Annotated in this window: 17 protein-coding genes; 6 read left to right on the forward strand and 11 right to left on the reverse strand. The window is 39.8% G+C overall.

Annotated elements, in window-relative coordinates:
• Positions 1 to 135: 135 nt before the first annotated feature.
• Positions 136 to 828, reverse strand: coding sequence for a M23 family metallopeptidase (locus ACINWC141_RS11480; protein ID WP_009391396.1), 693 nt, complete (start codon positions 826 to 828; stop codon positions 136 to 138).
• A 107-nt stretch (positions 829 to 935) separates the two neighbouring features.
• Between ACINWC141_RS11480 and ACINWC141_RS11485 the strand changes: the two genes are divergently transcribed.
• Positions 936 to 1376 carry a DciA family protein gene (locus ACINWC141_RS11485; RefSeq protein WP_009391401.1) on the forward strand — a complete coding sequence of 147 codons (441 nt, stop codon included), beginning with the start codon at positions 936 to 938 and terminating at the stop codon, positions 1374 to 1376.
• A gap of 97 nt (positions 1377 to 1473) precedes the next feature.
• Here ACINWC141_RS11485 and lpxC read toward each other — a convergent pair whose 3' ends face one another.
• From lpxC to gshB, 8 genes are all read right to left on the reverse strand, one after another.
• Positions 1474 to 2376, reverse strand: coding sequence for a UDP-3-O-acyl-N-acetylglucosamine deacetylase (gene lpxC / locus ACINWC141_RS11490; RefSeq protein ID WP_004790060.1), 903 nt, complete (start codon positions 2374 to 2376; stop codon positions 1474 to 1476).
• 110 nt (positions 2377 to 2486) lie between these two features.
• Positions 2487 to 3662 carry a cell division protein FtsZ gene (gene ftsZ / locus ACINWC141_RS11495; RefSeq protein WP_003654090.1) on the reverse strand — a complete coding sequence of 392 codons (1176 nt, stop codon included), beginning with the start codon at positions 3660 to 3662 and terminating at the stop codon, positions 2487 to 2489.
• Between the two features lie 164 nt (positions 3663 to 3826).
• The gene (ftsA, locus tag ACINWC141_RS11500) at positions 3827 to 5089 is read right to left on the reverse strand and encodes a cell division protein FtsA (RefSeq protein WP_009391393.1); all 1263 of its coding nucleotides are present in this window, start codon (positions 5087 to 5089) and stop codon (positions 3827 to 3829) included.
• Between the two features lie 60 nt (positions 5090 to 5149).
• Complete coding sequence (locus tag ACINWC141_RS11505; protein ID WP_009391444.1) at positions 5150 to 6004, reverse strand: cell division protein FtsQ/DivIB; 855 nt, start codon at positions 6002 to 6004, stop codon at positions 5150 to 5152.
• A 2-nt stretch (positions 6005 to 6006) separates the two neighbouring features.
• Positions 6007 to 6933 (reverse strand): D-alanine--D-alanine ligase, encoded by a 927-nt coding sequence (locus tag ACINWC141_RS11510; protein ID WP_005300616.1) that lies wholly within the window; start codon positions 6931 to 6933, stop codon positions 6007 to 6009.
• A gap of 37 nt (positions 6934 to 6970) precedes the next feature.
• Positions 6971 to 8419 (reverse strand): UDP-N-acetylmuramate--L-alanine ligase, encoded by a 1449-nt coding sequence (murC, locus tag ACINWC141_RS11515; protein WP_003654096.1) that lies wholly within the window; start codon positions 8417 to 8419, stop codon positions 6971 to 6973.
• Between the two features lie 11 nt (positions 8420 to 8430).
• On the reverse strand, positions 8431 to 9528 hold the full coding sequence (gene murG / locus ACINWC141_RS11520; protein WP_009391329.1) for an undecaprenyldiphospho-muramoylpentapeptide beta-N-acetylglucosaminyltransferase: 1098 nt from the start codon (positions 9526 to 9528) through the stop codon (positions 8431 to 8433).
• A gap of 237 nt (positions 9529 to 9765) precedes the next feature.
• A complete protein-coding gene (gshB, locus tag ACINWC141_RS11525; RefSeq protein ID WP_009391338.1) occupies positions 9766 to 10710 on the reverse strand; it encodes a glutathione synthase in 945 nt (314 codons plus the stop codon).
• A 160-nt stretch (positions 10711 to 10870) separates the two neighbouring features.
• On the opposite strand from gshB, the gene ACINWC141_RS11530 reads away from it, so the two are divergent.
• Positions 10871 to 11083 carry a DUF1737 domain-containing protein gene (locus tag ACINWC141_RS11530; RefSeq protein WP_009391394.1) on the forward strand — a complete coding sequence of 71 codons (213 nt, stop codon included), beginning with the start codon at positions 10871 to 10873 and terminating at the stop codon, positions 11081 to 11083.
• Between the two features lie 229 nt (positions 11084 to 11312).
• Positions 11313 to 13505 (forward strand): TonB-dependent receptor, encoded by a 2193-nt coding sequence (locus ACINWC141_RS11535; protein WP_155757896.1) that lies wholly within the window; start codon positions 11313 to 11315, stop codon positions 13503 to 13505.
• 50 nt (positions 13506 to 13555) lie between these two features.
• Here ACINWC141_RS11535 and pyrE read toward each other — a convergent pair whose 3' ends face one another.
• A complete protein-coding gene (gene pyrE, locus ACINWC141_RS11540; RefSeq protein ID WP_009391435.1) occupies positions 13556 to 14206 on the reverse strand; it encodes an orotate phosphoribosyltransferase in 651 nt (216 codons plus the stop codon).
• Between the two features lie 38 nt (positions 14207 to 14244).
• Between pyrE and ACINWC141_RS11545 the strand changes: the two genes are divergently transcribed.
• Entirely contained in the window at positions 14245 to 15069 is an 825-nt protein-coding gene (locus ACINWC141_RS11545) for an exodeoxyribonuclease III (protein WP_009391431.1), read from the forward strand.
• 454 nt (positions 15070 to 15523) lie between these two features.
• A complete protein-coding gene (locus tag ACINWC141_RS11550) occupies positions 15524 to 15874 on the forward strand; it encodes an arsenate reductase (RefSeq protein ID WP_009391395.1) in 351 nt (116 codons plus the stop codon).
• A gap of 37 nt (positions 15875 to 15911) precedes the next feature.
• Here the strand turns inward: ACINWC141_RS11550 and ACINWC141_RS11555 are convergent, their stop codons facing one another.
• Positions 15912 to 16349 (reverse strand): DUF2147 domain-containing protein, encoded by a 438-nt coding sequence (locus ACINWC141_RS11555; protein WP_009391439.1) that lies wholly within the window; start codon positions 16347 to 16349, stop codon positions 15912 to 15914.
• 152 nt (positions 16350 to 16501) lie between these two features.
• On the opposite strand from ACINWC141_RS11555, the gene ACINWC141_RS11560 reads away from it, so the two are divergent.
• Positions 16502 to 17413: an alpha/beta hydrolase gene (locus ACINWC141_RS11560; RefSeq protein WP_009391358.1), complete on the forward strand. Its 912-nt coding sequence runs from the start codon at positions 16502 to 16504 to the stop codon at positions 17411 to 17413.
• Positions 17414 to 17575: the final 162 nt, after the last annotated feature.

Consider the following 17575-nt stretch of genomic DNA (forward strand, 5'->3'; position numbering starts at 1 on the left):
TCATTGACCGAGCATTAAACAAAATAACAAAAAAACGCCAATAATGGCGTTTTTTTATACAATCTTTACGTTAAAAAAGGTTTAGCTTAGTTTTAGATTCATAAATTTAATAACCTTACCTTTTTAACTATGCTTTTATGGAAGCATTGCCAAGTAAGTAGTTGGATTCTTACGTTGACCATCTTTAACTACTTCATAGTGCAAATGTGGACCAGTACAGCGGCCAGTACAGCCTACATTGGCAATATGTTCACCAGCAGATACTTGGTCGCCTACACGTACCATTAAGCGCGAAGCATGAGCATAGCGTGTTAAGTAGCCATTACCATGGTTAATTTCAACATATTGGCCATAGCCAGTGCCCCAACCAGATTTCGTTACAATACCTGGGCCTGTTGCATAGATTGGTGTGCCACTCGGAGCAGCCATATCTAAACCGCCATGATGTTCGGCACGGCCACTCATTGTACGACCACCGAAGTTTGAAGAAACTCGTACAGTATCAGGAAGAGGATGAGCAATTAACCAAGAGTAAGCATTTGAAGAAGAGGCATTGAAAGAATTCTTCGCACTCGTATTGCCATATTTTTTTGCGAGCGACTCATTGTTGAGCTCAACCGTTTTTTGGCGTAAGGTCACTGAAACTTTCGCACTCGCCGGAAGATCTAAATCGTCAGGATGGGTATATGAACCTTGAGATAATGTTTTTGATAGTTGTTCCAATCGATCTGAATCAGTAGATTGGTTAATTGTTTGATAATCTGCAAAAGCAACTGATGCTGCCGAAGCGGCAAGTGAAAACGCTAATAAAATACGACGCGTGTGCATAAAAACCTCTTGAAACTGTTCTTACTCAAGTTCCTTATGATCTCTTCCTTGATATCAATCGAAATGAACGCTTAAGATGAAGACAAGAATCTATCCGAGAATGACCCATGTCTAAACCCGATAACGTTTTTCAACAAACCGGAAAACACATAAAAACAGGAAACCTTACGTTTCTAACAACGCAAGTCGCGCAATGGCAAAGACTTACGAAAATTATCCAACCCTTATTGCCCCAACCGGAACAATGGCAGGTCGTGTGTTATCAAAATGGTTCTTTAATCATTACTGGTGAAAATCAAGCGATGATCAGTCAACTCAGTTATTTACAGAACCAATATGTATCTAAATTATCTCAACTTGAAGGGTTAAAAGACTTACAAAGAATTCAGGTTCGCTTGAGAAATAAAAATATTCCAAATCCACCCTCATCTGATCCATCTAAACCCATCCCCCCGGAAACACAAGAAATGTTACGTAGTGCAGCCGACTTTGTGAGCGACCCTAAGCTTAGCCAAGCTTTACTACGTTTGGCAAGCAATAAAAAATGAGGGGCTTTCTATTTCTTAATTAGAATCGTTCTTATTATGTGACGATAATCACACTTTACAACGTTACAATATAACGTAGCCAAGTAAAGACAATGACTTATGTCACACTGACATATGGAATTGGACATTCATTCTCGTCATTAAATGTTACAATTTCATAATTACTTGGATCACTTTGAACATTGCGTAACAACTGATTATTTAAAGCATGTCCTGACTTATAGCCATCAAACTTGGCAATAATTTGATGACCAAGCAAATACAAATCACCTACTGCATCTAAAATCTTATGTCTTACAAATTCATCGGCGAAACGTAAACCTTCTTCGTTAACAACGCCTGTGTCATCTACACCAATCGCATTATCTAAACTTGCACCCAACGCTAAGTTATTTGCTTTGAGATAATCTAGATCTTTCATAAAACCAAAAGTACGAGCTTCACTTACTTCATATACAAATGTTTCAGTAGAAAAATCGATAGTGGCAGATTGATATTCTTTAGCAAATGCTGGATGGTCAAAATCAATCGTAAAATTTAACTGAAAACCATTATGGGGGCTAAAAATTGCTTTTTTATCATCTATTAATGCTTCAACTGGCTTTAATATTCTTATAAATTTTTTCGGCGCATCCAGTTCGCGTAATCCACCTTGCATTAATAGGTAAATAAATGGACCAGCACTTCCATCCATAATCGGAACTTCAGACGCAGATACCTCAACAATAAGGTTATCAATTCCCAAGCCTGCAATTGCGCTCATCACATGCTCAATTGTTCCAACTTTTATGTCACCAATCACTAAATTAGAGCACATAAAAGCTTCTTGAATGAGCAATGCATTCGCATGGATTTCAACAGGCGGATCTAAATCGATACGACGAAATACAATACCTCCATCCGCGGTATGTGGAATGAAATTGATCATCACTTTTTGACCGCTATGAAGACCTATTCCACTCGCTTTTACCACACGATTGAGAGTACGTTGTTTCACCATGCTTTGTAACTTCTTTTTTAAAACCGCTATACGTTAGCATATTTAGTCATTGATCAAAAACAAAAAAAGGCAGTGTTTAAACACTGCCTTTTTTAAAATCTAATAATATTTTACTTACGTTGCTGATTTTTCAAGTAATCTTGAATACTCATTGGAGAAGAACGTGGAGAAGAACTTGCTGTGCTACTCACTTCATTGTCTGCATTTTGACGCTTATTAATTGCAGGAACGTCATCTTCATCAACAGATTGAGCTGATTGAGTCGATGCATGACTTACTGTATTACGTTTTCTTGGTTCTGCATCTGCTGCATTACGAGTTAAACCAGTTGCAATCACTGTTACGCGTAATTCATCACGCGCATCTGGATCAAATACCGTACCGTAGAAGATTTCACCTTCATCAAGGTCAACAATCTGGTTCACGACATCAGTAATGATTTCAGTTTCACGTAAAGTAATATCATCGCCGCCAGTAATGTTAATCAACACACCTTTAGCATTAATAATATTGACGTTATCAAGTAATGGACTACGAATTGCTTGTTCAGCAGCTTGACGTGCACGATCTTCACCACGACCTAAACCTGCACCCATCATGGCATAACCACGTGTACTCATTGCAGTTTTCAAATCGGCGAAGTCAAGGTTAATGTGACCACGATTTACAACAAGGTCAAAGATACTACGTACAGCGTTTAACAATACATCATCAGCTTTTTTATAAGCATCTTTCATTGAAATATCGCCATATACGCTGAGTAAGCGTTGGTTAGGGATAATAATCAATGAATCAACATGTGCTTCAAGCGCTTCAATACCGCGTTCAGCAGACTTTAAACGGCGACGACCTTCAAAGTTAAATGGAGTTGTTACAACACCAACAGTCAAAATACCCATTTCTTTGGCAACTTCAGCCACCACAGGTGCCGCGCCTGTACCCGTACCACCACCCATACCAGCGGTAACAAATACCATATCCGTACCTTCGAGGTGGTGACGAATAATTTCACGGCTTTCTTCTGCTGCAACTTGCCCCACTTCAGGGTTAGCACCAGCTCCTAGACCACGTGTGCTTTGCTCGCCTAACTGAATTTTGAAAGGTGCATTCATACAGTCCAGTGCTTGTTTGTCTGTATTGGCACAAACGAATTTAACACCTTGAATATCAGACTGCACCATATGTTGAACGGCATTACCGCCACCACCACCTACACCAAATACAGTGAAACGGGCTTGACCGTTGCCATCGTTTAGTTCATCTTCTATAAATTCAAATGAGGCCATGACCTTTAGGGTTCCTAATACATTATGGCAGTCACTTCAGCCCGTATACTGCCTTGATTTTCAAAAATAACTAATTTTAAGAATGCTGTGCAATACAAACCTTGTCAAGTACAGTGGTTTTCTCTTACAACTTCCTAACAATTCTACCAATAAATCCATACATCCTAAAAAATGGCTTTTAGCTTGCTATTAAATGCATTCCAGCCATTTACCATTCGCTCCCATACCGAACGGTCATTTGCCTCTTCAGGCTCTTCAACAGCTTCTTGCAACTCACTTTGGCTAAACATGAGCAAACCAGCTGCTGTTGCATACATCGAACGACGTAATGCTGCCTGATGTTGATCATCAGCATAAACCTGTAACGGCGGATTACCCAAATGGGCAGATACCCCCAGCATACGACGAGCCAAACTCACCATACCTTCGATTTGACAAGCATCTCCTGTCAACACTACACCATGGTATAAACCATGAATTGCGCCGCTCTGTTCGAGTTCATCGCGAATCTGGCTAAAGATCTCTTCATAACGGGCAATAATAATTTCTGACAACTCAATTCGACTAATAGTTTGAGGGCCATCAATTCCTTCAACCTGAATCATGTGATCTGGCTTAACAGCACTTAAATCAACACAACCATGCAGAATTTTAATTCGTTCAGCTTCTTCTGTCGTGGTTTGCAATACAGCAGCAATATCACGTGTAACGTGTTCACCACCGCGCTGCAATGTACGTGCCAGAGCTAAACGTCCATCCAGATAAACAGCAAGATTGGTAATGCCTGCGCCAATATCGACTAGACAAACACCATACTCTTTTTCATCTTTCAGCAAGCTTGCCTCAGCGGTTGCCAGACAAGATACCACCATTTTTTCAACCCCGATATTTGCACCTTTCATAGCGCGATCAAGGTTTTGCATAGTCGCTATAGGCATCATCATGAGCTGATAATGTCCTGTCATACTATGGGCAGTCATATTAATTGGATTCTGCACCCATTCAGCAGAATCACCCAATTCAAAGCCTAACGGCACTGCACTTGCTAAATAGTAATCAGAAGTCACATGACTTGCTTTTGCCAATTCTAACGCGCGCACGACTTCATTTGTTGTAATAACATGTGCTGGATTAGCAACTGGTGTACGACCAGAGGCATAAAAACTTTGCAACTCGGTACTCGGAATCGATACCCATGCGCTATGAATGCGACATTCGGCCATATTTTCCGCTTCAGCAACAGCATTTTTAATCGCAGCGATGACTTTATCGAGGCTTACAATTTTTCCTTTATTCATGCCTCGATTGCGAGCAGTTGCCATACCGATAACTTGAATGTTATCCGGCGCATGAATTTTTCCAATCAAAACTGAAACTTTATGTGTCCCAATGTCAATCGCAACAACTGAGGGAACAGCTTCACTCATCACTCATACCATTTCTTTGTTGTTTAATACCAGGCAAATTGCCTATTTTAAAGCCACGTATTATGGCTTTGCTTTTGTTCCACCTGCAATGCTTGTGTCATCAATCGTTACAACAAACTGACCATTCACAATTTTAGGTGGTGTTGCGTTCTTCCATTGAATAGATAATCCATTACGATATCGCAAATCAATGGCTGAGATTTTCGACCACACCGGTTTTAAGTCAGATTGTGCCAGATGACTTAAACGTTGCAACTTATTCATTGTTTGATCTTGGTCAACAATAATTCGTAAACCTGAATCAAACTGCATAAACCAAGTCATGCGCTCCGTCAGATATAACTCTTTTAAGCGCAAATTGACAGGATGGAATAATTGATTAATTTCATTATAGCGTCGCATCATCATTTTCGACTGGCTTACCGGACCATGGAGTAACGGAAGCTCAGGATGAATTGTTGGCTCTGCCTCACTAAATACATCGCCTCCATCGCTTAACAAGCGACCTGTTCCCCAACGGGCGATAGCATGTCGAGGCATGACACGAACACGAATACCATTGGGCCAAGCACGAGATACAACAACTCGGTCTACCCATGAAATTTCTAATGTTTTGTCACGAATTTGTTCTAAATCAGATGTGAAATAATTCGCTTTTATAATTGGAGCAACATGCTGCATTACTTGTTGAGTTTCAACTGAAGACGCCGAACCCACAACTTCTAGCTTTGCAACTTTTGCATCGGTAATAACTTTATATAGCCCATAAATTCCGACTGCCAGCACTACAAAAGCAATAACCAACAGCACCCATCCACCAGCATTCGCAAGCTTTTGCTTACGCGTAGGCGGTTTATCATGAATAGAGGTGATGGCCGCACGTTTACGGCGCATGGAAGCCGGAAGTTGTGCCATATTTAAGCCGTACCTTCCAATGTTTGCTCTAGAATCGCAACACACAATTCATCAAAACTATAGCCAACAGCTTTCGCAGCTTTTGGAACTAAAGAGTGGCTGGTCATACCTGGCACAGTGTTTACTTCTAAAAGCCAGAAATTACCCTGCTCATCCTGCATCGCATCAATACGGCCCCAGCTTTCTGCGCCAACTGCCTGAAAAGCACGTAAGCATAATGCTTGTAAGTTTTTCTCTTCTGTCTCACTTAGACCACAAGGAATACCATACTCTACATCATTACGTTGATATTTCGCTTCGTAGTCGTAGAAAGCAACATCTGCTGGTGGTTGTAAGCGAATTACAGGTAACGGCTGACCATTTAGGAATGAGATTGTGAATTCACGACCTGTGATCCACTTTTCTGCCATCACAACTGCATCGTGCTGAGTCGCTTTCTCAATTGCAGCAGCAAAGTCTTCCGCTTTCTCAACCTTACTCATGCCGACACTTGAGCCTTCATGTACAGGTTTGATAATGACAGGTAAACCTAACTCAGCAATAACCGCATCTAAATCTGTTTCTTTAGTAATAATGCGATATGGCGCTGTAGGTAAATCGCTACCTTGCCAGATTTGCTTAGTTTTAACTTTATCCATGCCAATGGCAGAACCTTGCACACCTGTTCCGGTATAAGGCAGATTTAACCATTCAAGTACACCTTGAATCTGGCCGTCTTCACCACCACGACCATGCAATACGATAAATGCACGATCATAATTTACAAGTTCAGTCACACTGCGGTCTTGCGGATCAAATGCTTCAGCCTGAACACCTGAACGCAATAAAGCATCCAGAACTGCCTGACCACTATCTAAAGACACAGCACGCTCAGCCGATTTCCCACCAAATAACACGGCAACTTTGCCGAATTTTGTAGCATTTGACACGTTTAAATCCTTAACCCGATTATTCAATACTTTTTGTTTATTTCACATACAAATGGTGTTGTGCAAGTTCTACTGAAATTGCTCCCACGTTACCCGCACCTTGCGTTAATAACAAGTCATTTGGTTGTAACACATTTTGCATGATGTTTTGCAAATTACCTTCAACCGGATCGACCAAAATCGGTTCCACCTGTCCACGTAAACGAATACTACGCGCCAAAGTACGGCTGTCTGCACCTACAATAGGCTTTTCACCTGCAGGGTAAACTTCCAACAATAATAATTGATCGACTTGAGAGAGCACTTCAATAAAGTCATCAAAACAATCACGAGTACGAGAATAACGGTGTGGCTGGAATAACATTACCAAACGACGATCTGGATGGCTCTGACGAGCAGCTTTAATAGTTGCTTCTACTTCTTTCGGATGGTGTCCGTAGTCATCAACTAACTTAACGTTACCATCGGCAAGTTCAAATTCGCCTTGTACTTGGAAGCGACGACCAACACCACTAAATCCTGCTAAAGCACGGCTAATTGCGTCATCAGAAACACCTTCATCAGTCGCAACACCGATAGCAGCCAAAGCATTCAAAATATTATGCATGCCCGGTTGATTAATCGTTAAACGTAGCGGCTCACGACCTTTACGTAACACAGTAAAGTGTGAACGCATACCATCTTGTTCAACATCAATTGCGCGAATGTCATTGTCTTCATTAAAACCATAAGTAATGACTGGACGGCCTACACGCGGCATAATTTCACGAATGTTGGCGTCATCACCACAAACAACAGCCAAACCATAAAATGGTAGGTTATGAAGGAACTGTACGAACGTATCTTTTAATTTATCAAAGCTACCTTCATAAGTATCCATATGGTCAGCATCAATGTTCGTTACAATCGCTGCCATTGGTTGCAAATAAAGGAAAGATGCATCTGATTCATCAGCTTCAGCTACGATGAAACGGCTTTCACCTAATGCAGCATTTACGCCTGTACTGTTAAGTAAACCACCAATAACATAAGTTGGATCAAGGTTTTCTTCAGCCAGCATCGTCGTTAAAAGACTTGTGGTTGTCGTTTTACCATGTGTACCAGCTACAGCAATACCATGACGGTAACGCATAAGCTCACCTAGCATTTCTGCGCGGCGTACGATTGGAGTACGTTGCTCAATCGCTGCTTTAATTTCCGGATTTTCTGGATCAATCGCTGTAGAAACTACAAGCACATTGGCATTTTTAATATTTTCCGCTTGATGGCCGATATAAACCTTGATGCCATTTTGCTCTAATTGTTCTGTAGTTTTAGATGCTTTAATGTCTGAACCGGAAATTTTATAACCTTGGTTACCCAATACCTCTGCAATGCCACACATCCCAGCACCGCCGATCCCCACAAAATGAATGTGTTTGATACGGCGCATTTCAGGCACTTTAATCAGTTTTTTTGCTTGGTTCGCAGCTGTTGATGGAGACATAGTAAATCCGATTACATTTTTTGGATAAGATCAACCACATGCTGAGTCGCATTTGGTTGGGCATGTTGACGCGCTTTCACTGCCATTTCTGTAAGTAATTGGCGGTTCATCAGCGAAGTGAACAATTCATTTAGAATATCTGGTGTCATAGTCGATTGCTGACAAATTTTTGCAGCACCAATATCGGCCAGAAATTTGGCATTTGCAGTTTGATGGTCATCAACTGCTATAGGAAGTGGTACAAAAACTGCGGCCACACCTGCTGTTGCAACTTCTGTTACCGTGAGTGCTCCAGCTCGGCAAATAATTAAATCTGCCTCACTATACGCTTTTGCCATGTCTTCAATAAACGGCAAAACATGTACAGTTAAATTGGCTGGTGCATCTGCATAGAGTGCTTGAGTTGCCTCAATTTGTTGCTGGCCGCACTGGTGAAAAATATTAAGTGGAACTTGTAATTGTTTTAATGCTGGAGGTAAGCGTTCGTTGAGTGCTTTGGCACCTAAAGAACCACCAACAATTAGAATATTTAGAGGCTGCCCTGCTTGCGCACGCTCATCATAACGCCATTTTGGGCTTAAAATATCTGTGATTTCATGACGTACAGGATTTCCTGTTGTAACGACTTTTCCACCAGCAGGAAATGTATTTGGAAATGCTTCACACACGACTTTAGCAACACGAGACAACTGCGCATTGGTAAAACCAGCAACCGCATTTTGTTCGTGAATAAGTACAGGAATACCTAACAAGCGTGCTGCCAAACCACCCGGTCCCGCAACATAACCGCCAAAGCCTGCAACTGCATCAACTTTAAGCTGTTTCATATAACGCATTGCGCTTAAAGTGGCTTTTAAAATTTTAAAAGGTGCGGCAATTTTACGGACTAATCCATTGCCACGAACACCTTGAATATCAATTTGATATATTGGAATATTTTGATCTTTTAATAATCGGTTTTCCATACCTGTTGGCGTGGCTAACCATGAAACCTGACAACCTTGTTGTTGAAGTTTTTTGGCTACGGCGAGGGCTGGAAAAACATGTCCACCTGTACCGGCAGCCATCATCATGACATGTTTAGGTTTGCTTTGCTGTGAATCGGTCACGGTCTAATTCTTCAACTCAAAAAACAATGGAAATTGTCATCTATTTTTGTAGCCGTTTATTTTAATCCTAAAGCTTCATTAACGAAAAGCTAATTTCACTCGTTTATAACAGAAAGATGTGCTTTTTTGAAAATATGCCTACAAAGCTGTGGTGTATTTAGTATTGTTATTTTATTAATTCATATATTTTCAGGTGATTTCCCATAAATACCACGGAAAACCACCTGAAATAACTAATTAAGCTGTACGACCAGCTTCTAATACATCAAATAGATCGTCTGCAATTGATGTACCAAATTGAGCATCAATTTCGCGGATACACGTTGGGCTAGTGACATTAATTTCAGTGACATAATTACCAATCACATCTAAGCCTACAAAAATCAAACCTTTTTCGCGTAAGAAAGGGCCAATTTTAGCTGCAATCAGCTTATCATTTTCAGTCAGTGGGCGCGCTTGGCCTAAACCGCCTGCCGCCAAGTTGCCACGAACTTCACCATTTTGTGGAATACGGGCTAGACAGTAAGGAATAGGTTCGCCATTCACCATTAAAATACGCTTATCCCCTTCTACAATTTCAGGAATATAGCGCTGAGCCATAATTGGACGGTTGCCTAGCTCTGTAAGCATTTCTAAGGTAGAACCAATGTTTACGCCGTCTTGGTATAAACGGAAAATTCCCATGCCACCCATACCGTCAAGCGGCTTAACAATCACATCACCATGTTCTTTAATAAATTCTCGAATTAAACTTTGTTGCGATGTCACAAGTGTAGGTACTTGTAGCTCTGGAAATTGCGTTGCAAAAAGTTTTTCGTTGCAATCACGCAATGATTGAGGCTTATTAATAATCCATGAACCTTCACGCTCAGCTTGTTCCAGCACGTAAGTTGTGTAAACAAAATTCATGTCAAATGGCGGATCTTTACGCATGAGTACTACATCATAAGCCGCGATAGATTCTTTTTTCTTTTCGCCAAGCTCATAGTAATGATTGTAATCTTCAAAAACTTTTAACGGTGAAATTAGACCGTAAGCCTTACCTTGATCGATATATAAATCTTGCTGTAATGCATAACCTAATTCATGTCCACGACGGCTCGCCGCCCACAACATTGCCATGGTTGAATCCTTTTTAAGGTTTACGGTTTCAATCGGATCCATGACGACAAGTACACGCATGCTCAAGCTCTTCTTAAAATTTAAATTAACATGAGTATAGCTGAGATTTTTCACGGGTTTTTCTTAATTTCAGTAAAACCTTATCTGTTATTTCTTGATCTGGAATTTAAGTAAATTCAGTTAAACTATGAGCATAAAATATTATTTTTAAAGGCTAAACATGAAACTTTATCGCTATTTAACTGGTACTGATGACTCTGCTTTTTGTGCCCGAGTGACTAAAGCACTGAATCATGGTTGGGAATTATATGAAGCGCCAACCATGACCTTTAATGGCACGCATGTCATTGTGGGACAAGCAATTTGCAAAACAATTGATGAAAATTATGATCCAGAAATGGATATTTTAGATGTTCTGAAAAATAATGCTTAATCTCAAGGGGGAGTTTTTATTGCTGAAAGCCCCTCTCTAAAACTCAATTAACAAGAAAAACTAATGAGTTAATTCCCATAGTTTGCTTAATTTACTCATTACATTCCCAAAAAATAGTTATTAAAAAATAAATATGTCATTTTTTGAGTCAATAGTTCTTTTATTCTAAACAATTAAATGATTATAATTATCATTTATACTTTTATTTTTGTTAATTGATTTTATTTTTATGTTAAGAATTTCTATATCATCTCCCCAAATTAAGCGTCTTTTTCCACTGAGCTTACTCAGTTTAATGATCTTGAACATTCAAGGTACTTACGCAGAGGAGTCGACAGACACAGCTGCAAAAGTGGCGGCCTCCCTGCCTACTATAAAAATTGAGGCCATGAGTGAATTAGACCCAATTAAAAGTTATATCGACTATGACAAAGCCAATGTCACCCGCAATGGTTTAGACAAAAAAGATATACCTCAAACCGTTGATACCATTGACGTTCAGAAATATAAAATTTATGGATCGAATGATTTAAGCGTCATGCTGCAAGGTACACCTGGGGTGTCCACTAATTACGATATGCGCGGTGATGGCATCACGATTCGTGGTTTTGGTGCCGATACAGGTGACATCTATCGCGATGGTATACGTGAAAGCGGACAAGTACGCCGTAGTACTGCCAATATTGAACGTATTGAAATTTTAAAAGGCCCCGCTTCTGTCTTATATGGTCGTAGCGCAGGTGGCGGCGTTGTGAATATGGTGAGTAAGTTCGCCAATTTTGACTCTAAAAGTTCAGTTGGCGCATATGTAGGTTCATATGATAACTATGGAACAACAGCCGACATCAACCAAGTCATTAATGGTAATTTAGCCGTACGTTTGACTGGAGAATATGGCGAGTCAGGGAGCTTCCGCTCTGGCATTGAAAATAAAATTGAAATGTTTTCGCCAAGTTTCACTTATAAAAATGATGATGGAACACTCACTTGGACCACACAGTATACCTATGACAAATTAGGTCGTGTGCCTGACCGTGGCCCCACAAGTGACAACTTGCCAGCAGGAACTTCAATCAAAACAGGATTTGCCCAAGACGGCGATTATGTTGATGATATTTTGCAAGTGGTTCGCACCGATGTGAATTATCAATATGCGCCTGATTGGAACTTTCACTGGGCAGCAAGTTACCGACAAGCAGAACAAAACTTTGACCACTTTTACTTTGGCACTTATTGTGGTTTAGATGGAAAAAGTTTGAAAGGTGAAGCATGCACCACTAAAAAAGGTTACATCGACCAAATTTACTATTGGCAACAAACCAGCAATAAAACCACCACCAATACATTTGATATTAAGGGCAAGTTCAAAACAGGCTCGCTTGAACACCAAATTATGTTGGGTACAGACTGGACGTATGAACAGCGAGAGCCACGTCTAGCCAATAAAACTCAAAATGGGTCAGCCATTTATGGTTACGTTAATCCAATCAATGGTGAACGAGAATACAGTCGTGGCAATGGCCCATTAGAAATTAGACAGCATAACTATAATGAAGGCACAACTTACGGCGTATTTATTCAAGATTTAATTGGTCTAAATGACCAACTTAAACTGATGATGGGTGTCCGCTACGATTACTTCGACTTTTCAACCACCAACAAACTTACCAATGAACACCGTAATGTAAAAGATGGTAGCTTTAGCCCAAATGTTGGTTTGGTATGGCAACCGCTTCCGGAACATAGCTTTTATACGTCTTACTCTAAGAGCTTTGCACCGTTTGGCGGACAAATGGGTGTTAACCAAGTTACTGGAAGCACCGATGTCACAAAAATGGATAAAGAGCCTCAATATAACGAGCAATATGAAGTGGGTGTAAAAAGTGAATGGTTAGATAATCGTTTAAATACCCAATTTTCTGTCTTTGATATTCGTAAGAATAATATTCGCTATAAACCAAATCCTAATGAACAACCAGATGTATGGGCAACTGCCGGTCAGCATCAATCTCGTGGTCTTGAATTTAGCTTTATTGGCCGTGTATTAGATAATGTCTTTGTCCGCGGTGGTTATGGCTATACGGATGCAAAAGTAAAAGAAGACAAGCAAAAACCTGAACAAGAAGGCAACTATTTAGCAAACACATCTAAGAACACGGGTAATTTATTTGTTCGTTATTTACCAACCGAGCAGTGGTATACCGAGGTGGGCGTGACCTATGTCGGGTCTTATTATCCAAATATTAATAATCAAGTAAAAATGGAAGGATTTAACCGTGTTGATGCAGCAATTGGCTATAGTGCAGACCCATGGAATGTCACACTTGCAGTGAATAACTTAACCAATAAAGAGTACTGGCGCTCAGATAGCATGCCAGGCACACCACGTAATGTGCTATTGCGTTTTAATTATCAGTTCTAAGTAAATATTAAAAAGGCATACCCCTATTTTAGGTGTATGCCTTTTTCTTTTTAGATACCGTATTTCTCGCGATAAGCTTGCATATTTGCTAGCGCTTCTTTTTCGCATTTCTCTTCTAAATAATCCATTAAATCTTTCATGGTAATGAGTGCATGTACAGGAATTTCTAATTCTTTTTGAACTTCTTGAATTGCTGAAAGCTCACCTTGACCACATTCTTGACGATCTAATGCCACCAAAACACCCGCAATAGTTGCGCCAGCATTTTTTAAAATCGTTACGACTTCACGAATAGCTGTACCTGCAGTAATTACGTCATCAATAATCCAGACTTTTTTACCTTCAACCGCCGCACCCACTAAAACACCGCCTTCACCATGATCTTTAGCTTCTTTACGGTTAAAGCCCCATGGCACACTTTTGTTATGTGTTTGCGACAAAGCAACAGCAGTTGCCGCTACAAATGGAATCCCCTTGTAAGCCGGCCCAAAAATCACATCAACATTTTCACATTGTGTTAATTTATCGGCATAGCCTTGTGCTAAAAGAGATAAAGCTTCACCATCGTTGAGTAGGCCTGCATTAAAAAAATAAGGACTCACGCGTCCAGATTTTAAAGTAAACTCACCAAATTTAAGCACACCGCGTGATAATGCGAGTTCGATAAATGCTTGCGGGTTAAATGACACAGGCGTTGTCATGAGGTGCTCCAAATTCACAATTGAGGTTAAATTTTCGCATGATACCAAAGGATCAGTATCCAAGTGATGTAAAAATTCTTCGAGTCGTTTCCATTAACGTAAATGGCTTGCGTTCTTCAGTAACGAAAGGCTTACTTGAATGGTTAGAACAATCAGATGCCGATGTCGTATGCATGCAGGAAAGCCGCATTACCCATGAACAATGGACTGAAAAATTTAGACCCGAAGGATGGCATACCCATCTCTTTCCAGCAGAGCGTGCAGGCTACGCAGGGACTGCCATATATAGCCGCTTACCCTTTGTCTCTGTTAAAGACGGTTTAGGGTTTGAACTGGCTGACAGTCAAGGCCGCTTTATTTCTGCTGAATTCGATTTAGGTTTGTCACATCCAGTACATATTGCGTCATTATACTTACCTTCAGGCTCAAGTGGTGAAGAAGCGCAGGCACGTAAAGATTTATTTTTAGGTGAATACGCAAAGATCTTGAAACAATGGCGTGATGAAAATAAGTCAGTCATTATTTGTGGCGACTACAATATTGTTCATAAACGTATTGATATTAAAAACTGGTCAGGTAATCAAAAATCATCTGGCTGTTTACCACATGAGCGTGCATGGCTTGATCATATTTACGATGAACTTGGCTATGTCGATACATTCCGTGTAGTTCGCCCCGAAGCAGAACTTTATTCATGGTGGTCAAATCGAGGGCAAGCTCGCGCAAAAAATGTAGGATGGCGTATTGACTATCATGCATGCTCTCCAGACTGGAAAGCGCGTACAACCAATGCATGGGTCTTTAAAGATCAATGGTTTAGTGACCATGCGCCTGTTATTATCGACTATAAAATTCAAGAATAAGTGAACAGTTGTTCACTTACATTGTCGTTTTCGCTTACAGCATATGTCGTTTTTGAGTATTTTTCTTACACAGCTTTAACGGCATTATAGCCCCACGGCACAGGGAAGCAGTCAGGATGACGCAAAAGGATAGGACGCCGTAGGAAGATAAAATAAACTTATGATAAGTTTATTTGCAAGGATGTGACATTGGACGTTGAAATGAGACCCGCATGATCAGGATGATTAAATGCGGGTTTTCTCTTTTCAATCTCTTATTTTTTGCGCTAAGTTCTTTTAGTTTTAACTTCTTCTTATTAAGCTCATTATCGCTTTGTCTTATGACAATAACATGACATTTCTCTTTTGATTAATCATTATTTTTCATTTGTTTTAAAAGTATCTGTATAAAGTAGTGCTCAAATGCGTTTTGAGTTAGGCTGTGTGCTCTCTCTTTTTGACATGGTCCGATAGAATGTTAAAAATTTATGGAATTAAAAACTGCAACTCAATGAAAAAAGCATTTGATGCTTTGCAAGCTAAAGAACTTAGCTATGATTTTCACGATTATAAAAAACAAGGAATTAATGCAGATACTTTAAAAATCTGGTTAAAAGAAATTGGACAAGATACAGTTCTAAATAAAAAAGGAACGACTTGGCGTAAGCTTTCAGAAGAAGAACAAAATCGCGCATTAAGCAGTGAAGATAACCTGATTGAAGCGCTCATTGCCCAACCAAGTTTAATTAAAAGACCTGTTTTACAAACCTCACAAGGTTTTATTGTAGGTTTTGATGAAGCAACTTATCAAAATATCCAAGCATAAAAAAACGAGCCCAATGGCTCGTTTTTTATTGAATCTTTTAGTTAGCGCGAATCCACGTTTGGTTACGACCAAGCGCAGAAACGCCAATATAACCACGCAATTTAAGCTTCTTACCGCCATCGGCCAACTCACCTTTCAGTTTGTAAGTTTTACCAGATTTTGGGTCTAAAATCGTACCGTTTTCATAACTGTTACCACCTACATTTTTTAAATTATGTACAATGGTGACACCTTTAAGTGGTTTGTTTTTGTACGGACCTTCACATTTTGTACAAGCGTTTTCTTCGCCTGGCGTCAAAATATTTTGAATGGTTGCAGTTAAGGTTCCATCCTTCTGTTCCGTGAATTTAACTACGGCTTTTGGCTTATTGGTCTGATCATCAATTGTTTTCCATACCGTTCCATTGAGTGAATCAGCCGCATTGGCAAATGCAGCCATACCAATGAGTCCTAAAGCTAAAGCAATCTTTTTCATTTTTGTAATATCCTTGGGTCTTTCAAGATTTTTAGTATTCAGAAGTCGCAAAGATATTGCAATTTTTGAATGTGACTGTTTCGTGTAACCTTGTAATCTTGCAAAATAAAATTTACAAGAAAACAAGAAACTAGCATAAAAATGGATGCTCTATGAATATATCAAATGTTTGGAAATATTACTTTACAGAAACTTTTCTTAAAACAACAATTCGCAAGCCAAGTCAGCTAAATTTGCCGGCTACAGCCTTACGTCCCGTTCTAGATCAGATGTGTCGTGCTTTCCCACGACAAAAAAATGTTTCTGTTCGCCCGATTCGGTTAGCAGGCATTAAAGGTGAAGAAATCAAGCCACAAGATTCTGCCACTCAACTGATTTTTCACATTCACGGGGGCGCATTTTTTCTTGGCAGTGTCAAAACCCATCATGCTTTCATGACGGATTTAGCTGCTCGCACCCAGATGCAGATTATTCATGTGGACTATCCTCTTGCACCAGAGCATCCATATCCTGAGGCAACTGAAGCTCTGTATGACATCTATCAATCTTTAATGGTACAAGGTATTCAACCTAAAGATATTATTTTATCGGGTGATTCATGCGGAGCAAATTTAGCACTGGCGCTTTGTTTACGCTTAACAGAACAACCCGAACTCATGCCGAGTGGTCTAATTTTACTATCTCCATTTTTGGATTTAACGCTCACCAGCGAGTCTCTTAGATTTAACAGAAAACATGATGCCTTATTGTCTATTGAAGCTCTTCAAACAGGAACTCAATACTATATAGGCAATCATATCGCAGCCGACGACCCACGGGTTTCACCTATTTTCGATGACTTGCATGGGCTACCACCAACTTTGGTTCAAGTGGGTTCTAAAGAAATATTATTAGATGATGCCAAGCGTTTTAAAGAAAAAGCCGAAGATGCCGGCGTTAAAGTTCAGTTCAAACTTTATACAGGCATGTGGCATAACTTCCAGATGTTTAACGCATGGTTTGATGAGGCAAAACAAGCATTGGCAGATATTGCTGAGTTTGCTCATGAACTCGATAAAACTTAATTTATCTATAAATGATGTGAATAGTGAACAGAACTTTTCACATCATTTACTTTATAAAAAGTCATCATGCTTAAATTGAAAATCATGTTATGTTTAAAATATAAATTATTTAAACAATCCAATTTTAGGATGGTCTAACAAAGAGGCATCTATATTTAGGAG

The sequence above is a fragment of the Acinetobacter sp. WC-141 genome (genome assembly GCF_000313935.1).
Taxonomy (GTDB): domain Bacteria; phylum Pseudomonadota; class Gammaproteobacteria; order Pseudomonadales; family Moraxellaceae; genus Acinetobacter.

Coding starts and splice junctions, on each gene's coding strand:
- ACINWC141_RS11535 (WP_155757896.1), top strand. CDS start 11,313: ATGTTAAGAATTTCTATATCATCTCCCCAAATTAAGCGTCTTTTTCCA.
- ACINWC141_RS11480 (WP_009391396.1), bottom strand. CDS start 828: ATGCACACGCGTCGTATTTTATTAGCGTTTTCACTTGCCGCTTCGGCA.
- ftsA (WP_009391393.1), bottom strand. CDS start 5,089: ATGAGTGAAGCTGTTCCCTCAGTTGTTGCGATTGACATTGGGACACAT.
- ACINWC141_RS11530 (WP_009391394.1), top strand. CDS start 10,871: ATGAAACTTTATCGCTATTTAACTGGTACTGATGACTCTGCTTTTTGT.
- pyrE (WP_009391435.1), bottom strand. CDS start 14,206: ATGACAACGCCTGTGTCATTTAACCCGCAAGCATTTATCGAACTCGCA.
- lpxC (WP_004790060.1), bottom strand. CDS start 2,376: ATGGTGAAACAACGTACTCTCAATCGTGTGGTAAAAGCGAGTGGAATA.
- ACINWC141_RS11505 (WP_009391444.1), bottom strand. CDS start 6,004: ATGGCACAACTTCCGGCTTCCATGCGCCGTAAACGTGCGGCCATCACC.
- gshB (WP_009391338.1), bottom strand. CDS start 10,710: ATGCGTGTACTTGTCGTCATGGATCCGATTGAAACCGTAAACCTTAAA.
- ACINWC141_RS11550 (WP_009391395.1), top strand. CDS start 15,524: ATGTTAAAAATTTATGGAATTAAAAACTGCAACTCAATGAAAAAAGCA.
- ACINWC141_RS11560 (WP_009391358.1), top strand. CDS start 16,502: ATGAATATATCAAATGTTTGGAAATATTACTTTACAGAAACTTTTCTT.
- ftsZ (WP_003654090.1), bottom strand. CDS start 3,662: ATGGCCTCATTTGAATTTATAGAAGATGAACTAAACGATGGCAACGGT.
- ACINWC141_RS11555 (WP_009391439.1), bottom strand. CDS start 16,349: ATGAAAAAGATTGCTTTAGCTTTAGGACTCATTGGTATGGCTGCATTT.
- ACINWC141_RS11545 (WP_009391431.1), top strand. CDS start 14,245: ATGATACCAAAGGATCAGTATCCAAGTGATGTAAAAATTCTTCGAGTC.
- ACINWC141_RS11485 (WP_009391401.1), top strand. CDS start 936: ATGTCTAAACCCGATAACGTTTTTCAACAAACCGGAAAACACATAAAA.
- murC (WP_003654096.1), bottom strand. CDS start 8,419: ATGTCTCCATCAACAGCTGCGAACCAAGCAAAAAAACTGATTAAAGTG.